The sequence below is a fragment of the Specibacter sp. NPDC078709 genome, from assembly GCF_040686795.1.
GTDB lineage: Bacteria > Actinomycetota > Actinomycetes > Actinomycetales > Micrococcaceae > Specibacter.
This window is the reverse complement of record NZ_JBFBLU010000001.1, coordinates 588922-604767: the sequence shown is the minus strand read 5'-3', so window position 1 is coordinate 604767 and position 15846 is coordinate 588922. Positions and strand designations below refer to the sequence as shown.

The window sequence follows — 15846 nt, the reverse complement described above, 5'->3', positions numbered from 1 at the left end:
TGGAGCTCAGTCAGGGAGTCTTTTTTCTCGTCTCATGGGAAGCTCCGGAGCCCGCTCCATCGGCTTGGTCGTGGCACTGCTGCTCCTGGCGCTGGTGGGGTACATTACCGCCGGTGAAAGATTCGCCAGCGTTGGCAACCTACTGGTGATCCTGCGCTTCGCCTCCGTCATTGGTGTGGTCAGCATCGGTATGACCTTTGTGATTACCAGTGGTGGAATTGATCTGTCTGTGGGCTCCGTGCTGGGGCTGACCAGCGTGGTGGCTACCTTGTCCTGGGTACAGGCCTTTGCTAACGAAACCCATTGGATCGTTATGGTGCTGGTAGCCATGGTGGCCGGTATGGTGGTGGGCCTGATCAATGGACTGGTCATTGCTTATGGCGGGGTGGTGGCCTTCATCGCCACTCTGGCCACTCTGGTGGCGGCGCGAGGATTGGCAGAACTGTTAGCCAACCGCACAACCCAGATTGTGGTTGTCAGCGAGTTCAAGTCCGCTCTCTCCGGGAACCTGTTGGGCATCCCGGTGCTGATCTGGATGTTTGCCGTGGTGGTTGCTTTGGGCTGGTTCCTGCTCAACCGGACTACCTTTGGCCGACGCACCGTTGCTATTGGTGGCAACTTGGAAGCTGCCCGCCTAGCCGGTATCAACGTCAAGCGTCACCTGGTGTATGTGTATGGTCTGGCCGGGCTAACCGCCGGTTTTGGTGGCGTCATGATGTTGGGACGCACCACTGCTGGTACGTCCACTCACGGAACGTTGCTCGAACTCGACGCCATCGCCGCCGTTGTGGTTGGCGGTACCCTGCTGATCGGTGGCCGCGGCAGCATCATGGGTACTGTCTTGGGCGTCCTGCTCTTCTCCACCCTGACCAACGTATTCACGCAGAACAACATGTCCACCTCGGTGCAGGCCATCGCGAAGGGCGTGATCATTGTCGGTGCAGTCATGCTCCAGCAGCGCTTCGCCAACCGTGCCCCGAAGAAGCTAGCCGCCGAAATGAAGATGCCGGCGGCGACTACCGGAACTGCTGGGACTACCAAGCTCTGAGTCTGCGTGGGTGTTTGTCCCCGTGTGTTTGTCCCCGAGTGATTGTCCGCGAGTGTTTGTCCGCGAGTCGCCACGTCTGGCCCCCTCATCACGTTTTAGGGGGCCAGATGTGTCGACTCGCGTTGGTGGTGGGCGGTGTGAGCCCGTGCTGAGCCCATAAGAAGCCCGTGCTGATGGATAATGCCCCCGATTCGGGGAATCTGCCCTGGAAAAACACGATTAGCGGCCCGGTCGTGGAAAGTTTTTCGGCAATTCATTGGACCAAACTGACCCGTTATCCACAGATTCTTCACTTTGGCCGATATCCGGCCCATTCCCTGCAAATTTTTGGCATTAATGGGGCATGGACAGATTGAATCCTCTGCCACGTCATCTCGAGAAAAGGCCGTTCACTCTCGAAGAGGCGCGGAGGGCAGGCCTTTCCCGCAAGCGAACACGTGGGCGTGACTTGGTGACGCCGAGTCGTGAGCTTCGCTTCCCGGCTGCCGTCCCATCGACACTCATGGATCGTTGCCGGGCCTACCTTGCTGTGACACCAGAGGGCATTATCAGCCATGCTTCTGCGGCAGTCCTCCATGGGCTGTTGCTGCCTTGGCGTCTTGAGAACCTACCCGACATCGATGTGACACGGCCGCGGGGAGAAAGGGGAGTCAGACGGAAGGGAATCAATGGACACGCCTTGCGCCTTGAGCCCTGGGAGGTGACAAGGGTGGCCGGGATCGCGATCACTACCGTGGAAAGAACTCTCCTAGACCTTGCACCATATCTGGGGATCGACGAATTGGTGGTGATTGCAGACCAAATTGTTTGTGAGCACCACCGCTCCTATGGCAGGGAAGTCTATCCGCGTGTTGAACTCGGCAGATTGCTTCGTTACCTGTCAGGACATTCGGGGGCGCGCGGCATGAAGCGCCTGCGGGCAGCGATGGACCTGGTCCGAGTTGGTTCCGACTCGCCTCCTGAAACCAATCTGCGGTTGTTGATCATGCGTTCACCCCTGCCCAATTTTGAGCACAATGTCGAGATCAAGGATGCGTATGGCCGTGGCAAGGTTGGGCCTGACTTGGCGTGTGAAGAGTACAAGACGTGTGCCGAATACGATGGCCGGCACCATTTCACGCCAGCGCAGCAATCCAGCGATCACGACAGGGACTTTGTCACGAAGTCCTTGGGTTGGCACCAGGTCCTGATCAACAAGGACGATATGGAGGCAGGGGAACTTGTGGTTGTCACAAAAATTGCCCGTATGTTGGTCGCAGGAGGCTGGAAGGATCCGCAGAACCTCGCACAGCGCTCAATTGAGGGCCGGCTAAACACGCGCTGGGACTTCGGCTGACGCCCCACTGCTATCCCACACTGACACTTCGAGCCCGCGAGTGGACGCATTTGGCCCGCAAATGAGGAATTTGGGGGCCAAATGTGTCGACTCGCGGAGATCGGAGAGTAGAGAGCGGAGGGCGAAGAGCCGAGAGCGGAGAGGGGCGGAACGAGCGAGAGGTTACGCCTTGTGCGCGGCCTCCTGATAGTTCGTCAGGATCTCCGGGCGAAAATCGGCGGCGGGAGAGGCGATTGTCTCCAGCGGCCAGTCCGGACGTTTACCGTGCAGCATCCATGCGGCCTGCACTGCGGCACCACGGGCTACGTATTCGCCCGGCGTGGGGATGACAACTGGCACATCAAACACCTGACCAGCCACCACCTGGACCGCAGCATTTTGTACGGCACCGCCAATGAGTAGCAGGCGTTTGGCCGCCGCACCCGTTGCCGCGATGGCGCCGAGTCCGCTGGCTAGTCCGCACAGCATGCCCTCGATCGCAGCGCGGGAAATGTTTTCCCGGGTCGTTGAGGAAATGCTCAGACCATGAAAACTGGCCTTGGCGTGCGGCAGATTAGGTGTCCGCTCACCTTCAAAATAGGGAACAAGCACGACGCCGTCACTTCCCGGCTGGGCGGCTAGAGCCAGTTCCGCGAACTCATCAAAGCTGACATCCAGCAGTGAGGACACGGAGCTGAGGATGCGGGCGGCATTCAAGGTGACGGCGATAGGTAGGAAGGCACCCGATGCGTCCGCGAAACCGGCAATGGTTCCAGAGGTGTCACTGCTGGGCTGCTCGGCTACGGCAAAAACCGTCCCGCTCGTCCCAACCGAGACCACCATGTCCCCGGCAGCGGCTCCAAGACCAAGGGCGCCGGCGGCGTTATCGCCCGCACCTGCTCCGATAGTCACAACGTCGTCTGTGGTCCGGTCAAAGAGTGAGCCGTGAACGGTACCAACAGATTCTGCTGGGCCTGCCACTCGGGGGAGAATCACCACTGAACTCGCAGCACTGCCGGCCTGAGGATCGGCTTCCCGGGCGGACCGGCCCAATGCGATTTCAAAGAGCTCTAGATCGTAGCTTTCCAGATGAGGGGACCAGTAACCGGTGCCGCTGGCATCGGAGCGGTCCGTGGTTAGTTGCTCAAGGTCCGGACCCAACGGGCTCTCCCCGGCAGGACCGTAACCGCGCAGCCGCCAGGTGAGCCAGTCGTGGGGGAGTGCCACGGCTGCAACGCGGGCAGCATGGCTGGGTTCGTGGTCACGAACCCAGCGCACCTTGGTGATGGTGAGGGAAGCTACGGGGACCGATCCGCAGCGGCTCGCCAACTCGGCGGCGCCCAGCTCGGTGATCAGATCGGTAGCGGATTGGGCCGATCGGGTGTCGTTCCACAGCATGGCCGGGCGGATCACCTGCCCAGCCGAATCCAGCAGGACCATCCCATGCTGTTGCCCCGCGATGGAGATGGCAGAGACGTCAGCCAGCCCTCCGGCGTCGTGCATGGCAGCCGATAAGGCCTCCCACCACAGAGACGGGTGAATTTCCGTCCCGTCCGGGTGGGAGGCCTTGCCGGTGCGCACTGTTTGCCCGGTGCTGGAATCAACAACAACAACTTTGCAGCTTTGGGTCGAGGAATCGACTCCGGCAACGAGGCTCATTATTCTCTACCGGGCGCCAAGGAGGTGTTCGAGGAACAGCTGCTGGAGCTTAACAAAGCCGAAGCCCTTGCCGTCGTAGTAGGCTGCCGAATCGAAATCTTCGTAGGAAGACTTGTCTGCCAGTAATGCGTCGTAGCTTTCGCCAGCGTTGAGGGTGGGCTGGTTGATTTCGGCAACCTTGGAGAATTCCAGTGCGGCCTGGACTTCGGGATCGGCGCGGAAGGCTGCGGCACGTTCCTTCAGGAGCAGGTACATGCGCATGTTGGCAGCGGCCGAATCCCACACTCCGTTGATGTCCTCGGTGCGGGAGGGCTTGTAGTCGAAGTGGCGCGGACCGGTGTAGGTCTGGGTGCCGCCGGGGCCACCATTTTCCAAGAGGTCAACGAGGGAGAAAGCGTTCTGGAGATCGCCGTGGCCAAAGACCAGGTCCTGATCGAACTTCACGCCGCGCTGGCCGTTGAGGTCAATGTGGAACAGCTTGCCTTGGTACAGGGCCTGGGCGATGCCGTGGGTGTAGTTGAGGCCGGCCATCTGCTCGTGGCCGGTTTCCGGGTTGACGCCCACCATCTCGGGGCGTTCGAGGGTTTCAATGAAGGCGAGGGCGTGGCCCACGGTGGGCAGGAGAATATCGCCGCGAGGTTCGTTGGGCTTGGGCTCAATCGCGAAGCGGATGTTGTAGCCCTTGTCGGTGACGTAGTCGCCGAGCAGGTTTACGGCCTCGCGGTAACGCTCCAGTGCGCCGCGGATGTCCTTGGCGGAATCGTATTCGCTGCCTTCGCGGCCGCCCCACATGACGAAGGTTTCGGCGCCCAGTTCGGCTGCGAGGTCTAGGTTCTGGATGACCTTACGGATGGCGAAGCGGCGCACATCGCGATCATTCGAGGTGAAGCCTCCGTCCTTGAAGACCGGATGACTGAACAGGTTGGTGGTGACCATGGGGATCACCAATCCGGTGGAGTCCAGGGCGCCCTTGAGCCGATCAATCTCCTTGCGGCGTTCGGCGTGTGTGGACTCGAACGGGAAGAGGTCATCATCGTGGAAGGTCATGCCATAGGCACCCAAATCACTGAGCTTGTTGACGGCAACCACGGTGTCCAGTGGGGGACGCGTTGCCGAGCCGAACTGGTCCTGGGCATTCCAGCCGATGGTCCAGAGACCAAAGGAAAATTTGTCTTCGCGGGTGGGCTCGAGAGCCATGAGATGCCTCCAATGTAGTGGGACAGAGCTTTAATAAGTTCTGATCTCAAACATATTAGCTAATCGCAACAAGGTCAATGACCTGTGGAAAGAATATTCTTGGCGTCCTGACCAGGAAAGTACCGGTGGTGAGAAGGATGGGCCGTGGAGAGTGCCGCTCCTGGGCCTGGGGTTAATTTGTGGGTTCTTGCACGAAAAGGGCCTCCGATGGGCACCGCTGGACGCATTACTGGAACTGTTAGCAATTTTCGGCTGACCATTCCGACAGTATTTTTGGCTAGTACTGGCCTCACCTGGAGAGGCTCGTTTCCTGTCTTGGCGCGACCTTGAGCGAGAGTATCTCAGGCTCGTCGCGCCCGAAAAGCGGAACGTTACTGACGAGTAGTCCTTTTGGATAGGAGTTCCGTTTCCCGCGCCAAGAGGGCAGTGAGCTGCTGTACATTGGCTTGAGCAAGTGTGAGGGAGATAACATTTCCGCTCATCTCAGACCAAGTAATTCTCGTTGAGGCCCGGCCGTCACCCATGGTCACCCCCGCGAACCAGCTCAAAAGGATGACTTAATGCCACTGCACTCACCCACGCAGCGGAGGCCGCATCTTGTTGCCATCGCTGTATTGCGGAGGCTGATCCAATGATCGGCTTCATCGCAAAACGGTTTATCAACTACGCGATCCTCTCGGCGATCGCTACTTTGAGTGCCTACGTTTTAGCCAGCCTAATTTTGAACCCGGCCAGCAGATACCTTGGCCGTAACCCCCGCCCATCAGATGAGACCATCAACGCCATCTTGGACGGGCTTGGCGTCAACCCCAACACCCCCGTCATTGAACGGCTCTGGGCTTGGATTCTCCGGTTGGTAACCGAAGGATCCTTGGGCGACACCATCCACAACACCAGCGTGATCACAGAGATGACGGCACGCGCCGGAACCAGCTTGCGTCTGCTTATCTTGGGAACCATCATTGCCGCACTGATAGGTGTTTTCCTGGGTGTCTGGGGTGCTGTGCGACAGTACAAACTCAGCGATCAAGTCATCTCTTATGGTTCCTTCACCATCTTGGCCATGCCGTCCTTTGTCATTGGCATCCTGCTCATGATCGCAGCCACTTCGCTGAACAATGTTCTGGGTATCCAGTTGATCAACTTCACCGGCGAATACACCGCAGGGCTGGAGGGCGGTTGGTGGGTGCACACATGGGACCGTGCAGCGCATCTGTTTCTGCCAACCATTTCCCTGGCCCTCATGGGCGCCGCTGGCTACTCCAGATACCAGCGCAGCGCCATGCTTGATGTGCTCTCCGCTGACTACATCCGCACGGCTCGCTCCAAAGGACGCACTCGGGGCTCGGCACTCATCCGGCACGGTGTCCGCGTGGCGTTGATTCCCATGTCCACATATTTTGCTTACTCCTTCGCGACAGTCCTGGCCGGGGCTGCCGTTACCGAGCTGGTCTTTAGCTGGCACGGCATGGGCGAGATGCTGGTGCAGGCCATCTCCCAAAGCGACATCAACGCTTTCACTGGCGCCATTTTGTTCAATGCCGTCTTGATCTTAATTGCCGGAACCCTGGCCGATGTTGTTTACGCCGCCCTTGACCCGAGAGTGAGGGTGTAAGCATGTCCATGCTGGAAGAAGTTTCCGTTCCTGATGTCACCGCAGCTAGTGCCGACATTGTTAAATCCAAAAAGCCGATCTCACGTTTCAAGCTGGTCCTCTCCAGGCTGCGCAGCACACCACGATTTTGGGTGGGCATTGTGGGACTTGGCATCATCATCCTGTGGGCTATCTTCGGTCTAGTGCCCAATGCTTGGAATTATACGGATCTTGATGTGTACAACATGGGCTCAAGCCCTTCCGCCCTGCACTGGTTCGGTACCAGCGATATTGGTGAAGACATTTACGCACAAACCATTGTTGGCCTTCGCAAGTCGCTCATCATTGGTCTCTTGGTGGGTCCGCTGGCCGCCATCATTGCCGGGATTATTGGCGCAGTTGCTGGTTACTTAGGCGGCTGGTGGGACCGGATTCTGGTCTGGATCATCGATCTTTTGCTGGTTCTGCCCAGCCTGTTCCTGTTCATCCTCCTCAGCCCCATCTTCAAGTCGTTGTCATGGGTGGCCCTGATTTTCCTCTTATCCGGCTTCGGCTGGATGATCATGGCCCGCGTGATCCGAGCACAGACCAAATCCTTACGCGAACGCGATTTCATCAAGGCCGCGCGTTTTATGGGCGTTGATACCTGGACCATCATTCGTCGCCACGTCCTGCCGAACGTTTCCTCACTGCTCATCATTGATGCGACGCTGGGCATTGGTGGTGCCATCTTGAGTGAAACCACCCTGAGCTTCTTCGGCTTTGGTATCCAAGCCCCAGATGTCTCCTTGGGGACGCTGCTCTCCGCGGGCCAAACCGCGGCGGCGACCAGGCCTTGGCTCTTCATTTTCCCCGCGGCCATCCTCGTATTTACGGTGCTCTCGGCCAGCCTTGTTGGCGATGCCTTGCGCGACGCCGTGGACCCTACCTCCGGAGTCAACCGTGACTGAGATTCTTACTTCTGCAACAACCAGCCCGCTCAAGGCCTCCAACCACCTTTTGGAAGTACGCGATCTTCACGTCACGTTCCCGCAACCCGGCGGAGCGGTCACAGCCGTCCGAGGCGTCAACTACCACGTTGATAAGGGTGAATTCCTTGGCATCGTAGGCGAGAGCGGCTCCGGAAAATCAGTTTCCTCGCTAGCCGTGATGGGGCTGCTGCCCTCATCAGCCAAGGTTTCCGGCGACATCCTCTTTGAAGGGAAGTCCCTGCTGGGCAGCAGCGATAAAGAATTATCCAAGTTGCGCGGCGACGGCATCTCCATCATCTTCCAGGATCCGCTGTCCGCGCTGACCCCGGTGTACACCATTGGTACGCAGATCGCGGAGGCGCTCCAACTCCACGACAGCAAACTTTCCAAACTTGCCGCCAACACCCGTGCCGTGGAACTGCTGAAAATTGTGGGTATTCCCAACCCCGAACGCCGTGCACAGGCGTTCCCCCATGAGTTCTCCGGCGGCATGCGTCAGCGCGCCATGATCGCCATCGCCATCGCCAACAACCCTCGCTTGATCATCGCCGATGAACCAACGACGGCGTTGGATGTCACCATTCAGGCGCAAATCCTCGAGGTGCTCCAGAAAGCAAAGGAGCTCACCGGTGCTGCGGTGGTGCTGATTACCCACGATCTTGGAGTGGTGGCTGGCAATGCTGACCGGCTCGCTGTGATGTATGCCGGACGGATCGTGGAAACTGGAACGGTTGATCAAGTCTTCCAGGCTCCGTCCATGCCCTACACCATTGGGTTGTTGCGTTCCATGCCGAACCTCGCCACGGCCGGCCATACTCGCTTGGTCCCTCTGGAAGGGCGTCCACCGCAGTTGAGTAACTTGGCGCCGGGCTGTCCCTTCGCGCCACGGTGTCCGGTAGCCATTGATGCATGCCGCACCACAGAACCGCCACTGACCATGATCAACAATGAACCGCTGAACGCCTCGGCCTGTCTACGGATCCAGGAGATTGCTAGTGGTGAACTAAACCGGAGGACGTTGTATCCCGTACCGGAGCCCGTGGCTGCTGCCCAACGTGCTGATGTGGCACCGGAGAATATCATGGCCGTTTCCGGATTGAAGCGGCACTTCCCACTCTCCAAGGGATCCATCTTCAAACACACCATTGGTACCGTGCGTGCAGTGGACGGGGTAAGTTTCCACATCAGAGCCGGCCAGACGCTGGGACTGGTGGGCGAATCCGGGTGCGGCAAGTCCACCACCATCATGGAGATCCTAGAACTAGCCAAGCCTCAAGCTGGCCAAGTGGAGATCAATGGCCAGAACGTGGCTAGCCTTTCGGCTAAAGATCGACGGGCGTTACGGAAAGACATTCAAGTGGTTTTCCAGGACCCCATGGCGTCCTTGGATCCGCGGCTTCCGGTCCAGGACATTGTGGGCGAGCCACTGACCGTTCACGGTATTGGGGCCAAGGAGCGTCTGAAAAAAGTGGCGGATGTTCTCGAACTCGTGGGTCTGGATCCCTCCATGGCATCACGCTATCCCCATGAATTCTCCGGAGGTCAGCGTCAGCGAATCGGCATTGCCAGGGCGCTTGTGACCGATCCCAAGATCGTGGTGCTGGATGAGCCAGTGTCAGCGCTGGATGTTTCCATTCAAGCCGGCGTCATCAACTTGCTCCAAGACCTGCAGGAAAAACTGGGGCTCTCCTACTTGTTCGTGGCCCATGACTTGGCAGTGGTGCGGCAAATCGCCGACGACGTTGCCGTCATGTACCTGGGGCGGATTGTGGAAAGCGGTCCAACAGAGAACATTTTCGACAATCCCCAGCACCCTTACACGCGGGCGCTCCTGTCTGCGGTGCCCGTGCCAGATCCTGCTGTAGAGCGCAGCCGCACCAGAATCATTCTGGATGGAGACCTGCCCAGCCCCACCGAAGACATAACGGGTTGCAACTTCCGCACCCGTTGCCCGCTATACCGGCTTATGGATGAGGCAGGACAACAAATGTGCCGCACCATTGATCCTCAAAATAGGTCAGTGAATGGAAGTGACGTTGCCTGCCATCACGCTGAGCACATAGATCTCATGACCCCTGCGTAACGCAGACAAAGACCCACCAAAACCAAAGAGCCTTCGGATTGCAAGATCTGTAACTACGAAGGTTCACTCACTGGGAGGAAACAAATGAAACACATCAACAAAATGCTGGGGGCAGGTGTTCTGGCCCTTGCCCTCACCGTCACTGGTTGTAGCGCTGGCGGCGGCGGGGACAACAAGCCCACCGTTGACAGCAGTAAAGGTGCAGCAGAAACGGCGACTCTGCCCACGACGGCGTGGACTGTGGCCGATTATGCCAAGGTCAAAGATGGCGGCACGCTGACGCTGGCTGTTGATCAGCTGCCGGATAACTGGAACACGCTCCAGGTGGACGGCAACGTCAAGGCCGCTGCTCAGATCCTTGACCCCACCACGGGTGGTCCGGTCCGCAACACAGCTGATGGCGGTTGGGAATTGAACAAGGACTACGCCACGGACGTGAAGCTAGCCAGTGAAGATCCTCAGGTTGTTGAGGTCAAGTTGAACCCGAAGGCTGTGTGGGAAGATGGCACTCCCATCACCTACAAGGACTACGACGCCACCATTAAGGCCAACAACGGCAGCAACAAGGATTACCAAATTGTGGGCGACAACGTCTTCAAGGACATTGAATCGGTGACCAAGGGCGATACCGACTTCGACTTCAAGATCACCTTCAAGAACAAGAATGCAGACTGGCCTTCGATCCTTGGCGGCAGTACAGCCGGATCGTCGCAAGTAGCTGTTCTGCCGGCAGCTGTTGCTGGGGATGTGAAGGCATTCAACGAGAACTACAAGTCAAAGCCGTTGCCCTCCAGCGGGCCTTTCAAGGTAGGAAACGTTGACACCACCGGCCAGGTAGTTACTTTGGTCCCCAATGACAAGTGGTGGGGCCAGAAGCCCAAGCTGGAAAAGATCATCATGAAAGTTGTTTCTCGCGATGGTTTGGCTCAGGCCTACGCCAACAAGGAACTCGATGCTATGAGCATTGGCACCAGCAAGGACAACTATGAAACCGCCAAGAAGCGCGACGACGGTACCGTCCAGCAATCCGGTGGCCTGACCTGGAATCACGTCACGATGAACGGTTCCAAGGGACCGCTGGCCGATGTCAAGGTTCGCCAGGCCGTAGGCCGCGCCATTGACCGCGACACTATCTCCGCCAGCCGTTTGTCGCCCATTGGGGCTCCGGTGGCTAGCCAGAACAGCTACATCTTCATGCCGGGCCAGAAGGGCTACGAGGACAACGCCACCGCAGTCATCGGTTTCGACACCGCGAAGTCTGAAGAGCTGCTGAAGGAGGCTGGCTACACCAAGGCAGCCGACGGAACCCAGGAAAAGGACGGCGCAAAGCTGGAATTGACCTACACCCTCGATGCCAAGAACCCAGTGTCAGAGCAGATCTTCAAGCAGATCCAGGCCAACCTGAAGGTTGTGGGCATCACCCTGAAGAACAACACTGTCCCTGAGGATAAGTTCTTCTCCGATTACGTACTCAAGTCCAACTTCGAGCTCACCGGCTTCGCCTGGTCGGGCACGGCGTACCCGATTGCTGGCACGGAATCCGTCTTCTACCCGAAGGATGCTGGTCAGAACTTCTCCGGCGTCACCGATGAGAAGTTGGGTGAAATGTGGGCTAAGGCCAACGGTGAGCTCGATCCGGAAAAACGTCTGGCTCTCGCCAACGAGATCGACAAGACGATCTTCGCCTACACCCCTGTCATCCCGTTGACCCCCACACCGAACACCTACGGTGTGAAGAAGGACCTGGTCAACTACGGTGCCGCGCAGTTCCAGTCGATGGACTGGACCACAGTGGGTTTCACGTCCTAAGTAAGTCCTAAAAATGTCAGGCCCGGTCCGCTCGTGAAGAGCTGGCCGGGCCTGACTTTTTGCGTTCTAGCTGAGGGTACTGATGACTCCCAGAACCAGCAGAAAGACACCGACGACGACGATGAGCACGTTCCAGCGGCTGCTCACCTTGCCCAGCTGGCCCGGCTGGGAGGCGGGGGAAAGCTGGGAGGAGGTCTCGGCGTCGTGCATCATCAGGCTGTTGTTGCGCTCCCAAACATCCCACTGAGTTTGGATGATGGATTGTGTACGGGGGAGTGAGGGCAGCTTAGCCGCTCCAGTTCTGGCGAATTGAGGGCCCGTTTTGCCAGCGCCCGGTGCGCCCCAGCTGGTGATGCGCCCGGCGGTGGTGTCGAGGGTGAGGGTGTGGATCACTCGCAGGGAGCGTAGTTCGCTGAATGGAATGGTGTGCTCGCGCAGGATGTTGCGCACGGTCAGGCCGTCGGGGCGTACCAGTAGGCATGGGCGCCAGAGGAGAACGAACATACCCCACGCAACAAACAGTAGCCACGGTAGAAAATGCCAGATGGAGCTGGGCGTGCCGGCCATGATCAGGTTAAGGGCGAGGGCTGCGCAGATGGCCAGCACCACTGCCCCGAGCACGCGGGTGGGGGTCGAATAGACGGACACGGTGGGCAGGGCGGCGGAGACTGATTCCATGATCTTTCAAGGATGCCAGAGTTTGCCTGAGCACAGATCCAAGCTGGCGGCTCGTGAGGCCTAGAGCCTATCGGGCTCGGTTTCCGACTCGGCTTCTAACGAGGCTGCATGTTCGTTGATCTCTTCAATGTCCGGAGTCACCAGTTCCGAGTAGAGCTCACCAAGTGCATCAGGGGCGGTGTTTTCATGAATCAGGTCTTTGTCGTCAAAATCTGAATTTGTGCTCATAACTCCACCTTAGCCGTGGGGATATGACGTTGCTAGGGGCCAAGAGAAGCCAGGGCTCCACCAAAGTTTCAGTTGTGCGTTAAAGTAGAGAAGCCCGGAAGTCAGCCTATTTTCGCTCACCCGAGAAGCGACCAAGACACATTCGAGACACCGTGACGCAACTGCGAGGCAACCGCGACTCACCCCGGGCATGGATCAAGGTCCGTTCCGCACCGCGAGCGGACCAGTAATCCACCCCAACGAAGCTGAAGAGGACCCACCCATGGCCGTCAAGCCGCCAACGGCCACCCCAACACCTGAGCAGTTGCAATCGGTGTGGGGAACGCTGAAGTCACCGCGCCGTCTAAAAACGGAAGTTCTCGGCGGGCTGGTAGTTGGTTTGGCCCTGATTCCGGAAGCCATCGCCTTCTCCGTGATTGCCGGCGTCGATCCCAGAATTGGGCTGTTTGCCGCCTTCACCATGGCTGTGACCATTGCCTTCACCGGCGGACGGCCTGCCATGATTTCGGCGGCGACGGGTGCGGTGGCGTTGGTGATCGCGCCCTTGGTGAGGAGCCACGGCGTGGATTACCTCATTGCTGCAGTCATTCTGGCGGGCGCCATTCAGATCATTCTGGCGCTGTCTGGTGTTGCCAAATTGATGCGGTTCATTCCGCGTTCGGTCATGGTGGGCTTCGTCAACGCACTGGCCATTTTGGTGTTTCTCGCCCAACTGCCCGAGCTCATCGGAGTCCCGTGGCTGGTCTACCCGTTGGTGGTAGCGGCGCTGTTGATCATGTTCGTGCTGCCGCGCTTCACCCAGGTGGTGCCCGCGCCGTTGGTGGCAATTGTGGTGCTGACGCTGGTCACGGTCTTGGCGGCCATCGCGGTTCCGACCGTGGGGGACAAGGGCCAGCTGCCGGATTCGCTGCCCACCATGTTCATCCCGAACGTGCCGCTCACCTGGGAGATGCTACAGACAATTTTCCCATTTGCACTGGCCATGGCCTTCGTGGGGCTGTTGGAATCCCTCATGACCGCCAAGCTCGTGGATGACATCACTGACACCCGCTCGAATAAAACCCGTGAAGCGTGGGGCCAGGGCGTGGCCAACATCGTGACCGGTTTCTTCGGCGGCATGGGCGGTTGCGCCATGATCGGGCAGACCATGATCAATGTGAAAGCTTCCGGCGCGCGGACCCGCATCTCCACATTCTTCGCCGGAGTCTTCCTATTACTCCTGGTGGTGGTGCTGGGCGATATTGTCTCGCTGATCCCCATGGCCGCCCTGGTCGCCGTCATGATCTTCGTCTGCTGGGCCACGTTCGATTGGCACAGCATCCGCCTCCGCACCCTCAAAACGTTGCCGAAGAGCGAAACCTTCGTCATGGTTGCCACGGTTATCGCTACCGTCGCCACGAACAACCTGGCCATTGGTGTGGGCACCGGCACCGTGCTGGCCATGGTCATGTTCGCCCGGCGTGTGGCCCACTTTGTCACCGTCAAACGCGTGGAAGGCGAGGACAGTGTCACGTACGTGGTCAACGGCGAGCTGTTCTTCGCGTCCTCCAATGACCTCTACACTCAGTTCGAATACGCGCTAGATCCGGCACGCGTCATCATCGATATGAGCGATTCGCACCTCTGGGACGCCTCCACCAGCGCCACCCTGGACGCCATCACCGACAAGTACCGCCGCCACGGCAAGGACGTGGAAATCGTCGGCATGAACGACGCTAGCGCTCAGATGCGCCAGCGCCTGGCCGGAAAACTGGGCGGCTAATTTTCCTGCAGCAGGAGCCCCTCACCTGACAAGGAAGTACGACAGCGGTCAGCTCACCCGAGTGCCGGGTGAGCTGTTGGTCGCAGTGCGCAAACGGATGATCACGGTGAAAGCAACCACCAGGATGGCTCCCACCATTGCCGCTATGGCCGCAGGCGTGGACACGAGATCACCGCTGAAACGAGCAACGGACACCCAAGCTAGGCCCCAGCTCAGCGCTGCGGCCGGAGCCAGCCGGCCCTTGCCATAGATGGCCAGAGCAATTCCAACGGCAGCGGCGACGGCCAGAACAAACAAGGCCCAAGCGTTTGGATTTACACCGAAGCCGTTGAAGCCAGCGGCCACTAAGACGGCGGAAATATTAGCTGCTGTTGCCACGCAAACCCAGCCCAAATACAAGCCCATAGTGCCGTCGGTGATGATGGCGTCCACGGTGTTTGTGGGCCGGTGGCGAAGGATCAGCACAAAAATATAGGCCAGAACAGCGAGCAGGATGACAATGATCGGCACGCTGAGCGGCAATAGATCAAATTGAACGCTGAGGATCCATGCGGCGTTTAACAGCAGTGATGCCGCCACGGGATAGCCCAGTAGGCGATGCCTGTGCTCGGTTTTCTGACTAGGCAGGAACTGCCAGACGGTGTAGGCCACCAATCCCAAGTAGATGACGCTCCAGATGGAAAATGCCGGACCGTCTGGTGCAATGAGCGTTGAATCAGCTGAAAGCGCCCCGTTTGAGGCGTTCTGAATTTGGGTGCCCCCCGCTGCGCCGGAGCCAATGAATGAGCCAATGATTGCTACCACGGCGCTTGCGGCAACTACTAGCTGGCGTAAGGTGTCGTTTTTTGCTGGTGTCTGGTTCATCCTTTCACCCTAGCGTCCGGGCGAGGTCTGCGTCATGGAGTTGGAGCCTTGCCAGCACATAATCGTCCGTATGCATAGGCCTGGGGACTAGCCGCGGCCGGATGAATGCCGGCTACTCCGCCGCCCCCGGCACAAAGAACGTGCTCGCGGTAAGGCGCGATCCGTCCAGCAGCACCACCCATTCGTAGGTGGCGCCCGTGGGTAGCGGCAGCCCGCCGGGGAAGTTCAGCACAATGTTCGATGTCCCCGGAAACCCCATGGGCGGTTGCTGCATCTCAGGCTTGGCAGAATGGCGAAAATCAACGTCTTGCTTGAACGCCATGGTGTTGCCGCCGTCGGGCCCGGGAAGAGTGACCGGCTGCCCATCGGCGTCCACGAGCAACACCTCCACCACCGCCGACGTCTCTTCAAACATCGGAATCGTGACTGTGATGTTTACGTACACGGCAAACGGCGCGGTCAGCCCGGACTCCGGATCAGACCCCAGAAACTGAATCCCGCCACCAATGATGTTGACTTTGCCCGCGGCGTCAACGTTCACGAAATCGGCGATCAGCACCGTTCCGCTGCCACTGCTCGAACTCATTGCCATATCAGGATCTCCATAGTTCTCAGGGCCGGCTGGTCCCTTAACCATA

The 15846-nt window shown here is 58.7% G+C and carries 13 protein-coding genes; 7 read left to right on the top strand and 6 right to left on the bottom strand.

The genetic code is table 11. The features are described 5' to 3' along the window. Positions 1–34 precede the first annotated feature (34 nt). On the top strand, positions 35–1048 hold the full coding sequence (locus AB0P14_RS02610; protein ID WP_363838149.1) for an ABC transporter permease: 1014 nt from the start codon (positions 35–37) through the stop codon (positions 1046–1048). Positions 1049–1727: 679 nt separating this feature from the next. Next, positions 1728–2384: a hypothetical protein gene (locus AB0P14_RS02605; protein ID WP_363837325.1), complete on the top strand. Its 657-nt coding sequence runs from the start codon at positions 1728–1730 to the stop codon at positions 2382–2384. Between the two features lie 162 nt (positions 2385–2546). Here AB0P14_RS02605 and xylB read toward each other — a convergent pair whose 3' ends face one another. Both xylB and xylA read right to left on the bottom strand, forming a co-directional pair. Further along, on the bottom strand, positions 2547–4022 hold the full coding sequence (gene xylB, locus AB0P14_RS02600; protein ID WP_363837322.1) for a xylulokinase: 1476 nt from the start codon (positions 4020–4022) through the stop codon (positions 2547–2549). A 6-nt stretch (positions 4023–4028) separates the two neighbouring features. After that, the gene (xylA, locus tag AB0P14_RS02595; protein WP_363837319.1) at positions 4029–5219 is read right to left on the bottom strand and encodes a xylose isomerase; all 1191 of its coding nucleotides are present in this window, start codon (positions 5217–5219) and stop codon (positions 4029–4031) included. Positions 5220–5850: 631 nt separating this feature from the next. Here xylA and AB0P14_RS02590 point away from each other — a divergent pair. The 4 genes from AB0P14_RS02590 to AB0P14_RS02575 all read left to right on the top strand — a co-directional run bounded on the left by AB0P14_RS02590 (position 5851) and on the right by AB0P14_RS02575 (position 11676). Continuing rightward, positions 5851–6834: an ABC transporter permease gene (locus tag AB0P14_RS02590; protein ID WP_363837316.1), complete on the top strand. Its 984-nt coding sequence runs from the start codon at positions 5851–5853 to the stop codon at positions 6832–6834. A 2-nt stretch (positions 6835–6836) separates the two neighbouring features. Continuing rightward, complete coding sequence (locus AB0P14_RS02585; RefSeq protein WP_363837313.1) at positions 6837–7763, top strand: ABC transporter permease; 927 nt, start codon at positions 6837–6839, stop codon at positions 7761–7763. Next, positions 7756–9867: an ABC transporter ATP-binding protein gene (locus tag AB0P14_RS02580; RefSeq protein WP_363837310.1), complete on the top strand. Its 2112-nt coding sequence runs from the start codon at positions 7756–7758 to the stop codon at positions 9865–9867. The genes AB0P14_RS02585 and AB0P14_RS02580 overlap by 8 nt, the downstream gene beginning before the upstream one ends. A gap of 84 nt (positions 9868–9951) precedes the next feature. Continuing rightward, entirely contained in the window at positions 9952–11676 is a 1725-nt protein-coding gene (locus AB0P14_RS02575) for an ABC transporter family substrate-binding protein (RefSeq protein ID WP_363837307.1), read from the top strand. A 66-nt stretch (positions 11677–11742) separates the two neighbouring features. On the opposite strand, the gene AB0P14_RS02570 is transcribed toward AB0P14_RS02575, so the two are convergent. After that, the gene (locus AB0P14_RS02570) at positions 11743–12354 is read right to left on the bottom strand and encodes a PH domain-containing protein (RefSeq protein WP_363837304.1); all 612 of its coding nucleotides are present in this window, start codon (positions 12352–12354) and stop codon (positions 11743–11745) included. A gap of 60 nt (positions 12355–12414) precedes the next feature. Further along, on the bottom strand, positions 12415–12582 hold the full coding sequence (locus AB0P14_RS02565) for a hypothetical protein (RefSeq protein ID WP_363837301.1): 168 nt from the start codon (positions 12580–12582) through the stop codon (positions 12415–12417). 262 nt (positions 12583–12844) lie between these two features. On the opposite strand from AB0P14_RS02565, the gene AB0P14_RS02560 reads away from it, so the two are divergent. Continuing rightward, on the top strand, positions 12845–14344 hold the full coding sequence (locus AB0P14_RS02560) for a SulP family inorganic anion transporter (protein ID WP_363837298.1): 1500 nt from the start codon (positions 12845–12847) through the stop codon (positions 14342–14344). 48 nt (positions 14345–14392) lie between these two features. On the opposite strand, the gene AB0P14_RS02555 is transcribed toward AB0P14_RS02560, so the two are convergent. Both AB0P14_RS02555 and AB0P14_RS02550 read right to left on the bottom strand, forming a co-directional pair. Then, a complete protein-coding gene (locus AB0P14_RS02555; RefSeq protein ID WP_363837295.1) occupies positions 14393–15208 on the bottom strand; it encodes a TspO/MBR family protein in 816 nt (271 codons plus the stop codon). 112 nt (positions 15209–15320) lie between these two features. After that, complete coding sequence (locus AB0P14_RS02550) at positions 15321–15794, bottom strand: hypothetical protein (RefSeq protein WP_363837293.1); 474 nt, start codon at positions 15792–15794, stop codon at positions 15321–15323. Positions 15795–15846 lie beyond the last annotated feature (52 nt).

Excerpts from the sequence above, each read along its gene's own strand:
- AB0P14_RS02610 (WP_363838149.1), top strand. The coding sequence starts at position 35 with ATGGGAAGCTCCGGAGCCCGCTCCATCGGCTTGGTCGTGGCACTGCTG.
- xylB (WP_363837322.1), bottom strand. The coding sequence starts at position 4,022 with ATGAGCCTCGTTGCCGGAGTCGATTCCTCGACCCAAAGCTGCAAAGTT.
- xylA (WP_363837319.1), bottom strand. The coding sequence starts at position 5,219 with ATGGCTCTCGAGCCCACCCGCGAAGACAAATTTTCCTTTGGTCTCTGG.
- AB0P14_RS02590 (WP_363837316.1), top strand. The coding sequence starts at position 5,851 with ATGATCGGCTTCATCGCAAAACGGTTTATCAACTACGCGATCCTCTCG.
- AB0P14_RS02585 (WP_363837313.1), top strand. The coding sequence starts at position 6,837 with ATGTCCATGCTGGAAGAAGTTTCCGTTCCTGATGTCACCGCAGCTAGT.
- AB0P14_RS02575 (WP_363837307.1), top strand. The coding sequence starts at position 9,952 with ATGAAACACATCAACAAAATGCTGGGGGCAGGTGTTCTGGCCCTTGCC.
- AB0P14_RS02570 (WP_363837304.1), bottom strand. The coding sequence starts at position 12,354 with ATGGAATCAGTCTCCGCCGCCCTGCCCACCGTGTCCGTCTATTCGACC.
- AB0P14_RS02565 (WP_363837301.1), bottom strand. The coding sequence starts at position 12,582 with ATGAGCACAAATTCAGATTTTGACGACAAAGACCTGATTCATGAAAAC.
- AB0P14_RS02560 (WP_363837298.1), top strand. The coding sequence starts at position 12,845 with ATGGCCGTCAAGCCGCCAACGGCCACCCCAACACCTGAGCAGTTGCAA.
- AB0P14_RS02555 (WP_363837295.1), bottom strand. The coding sequence starts at position 15,208 with ATGAACCAGACACCAGCAAAAAACGACACCTTACGCCAGCTAGTAGTT.
- AB0P14_RS02550 (WP_363837293.1), bottom strand. The coding sequence starts at position 15,794 with ATGAGTTCGAGCAGTGGCAGCGGAACGGTGCTGATCGCCGATTTCGTG.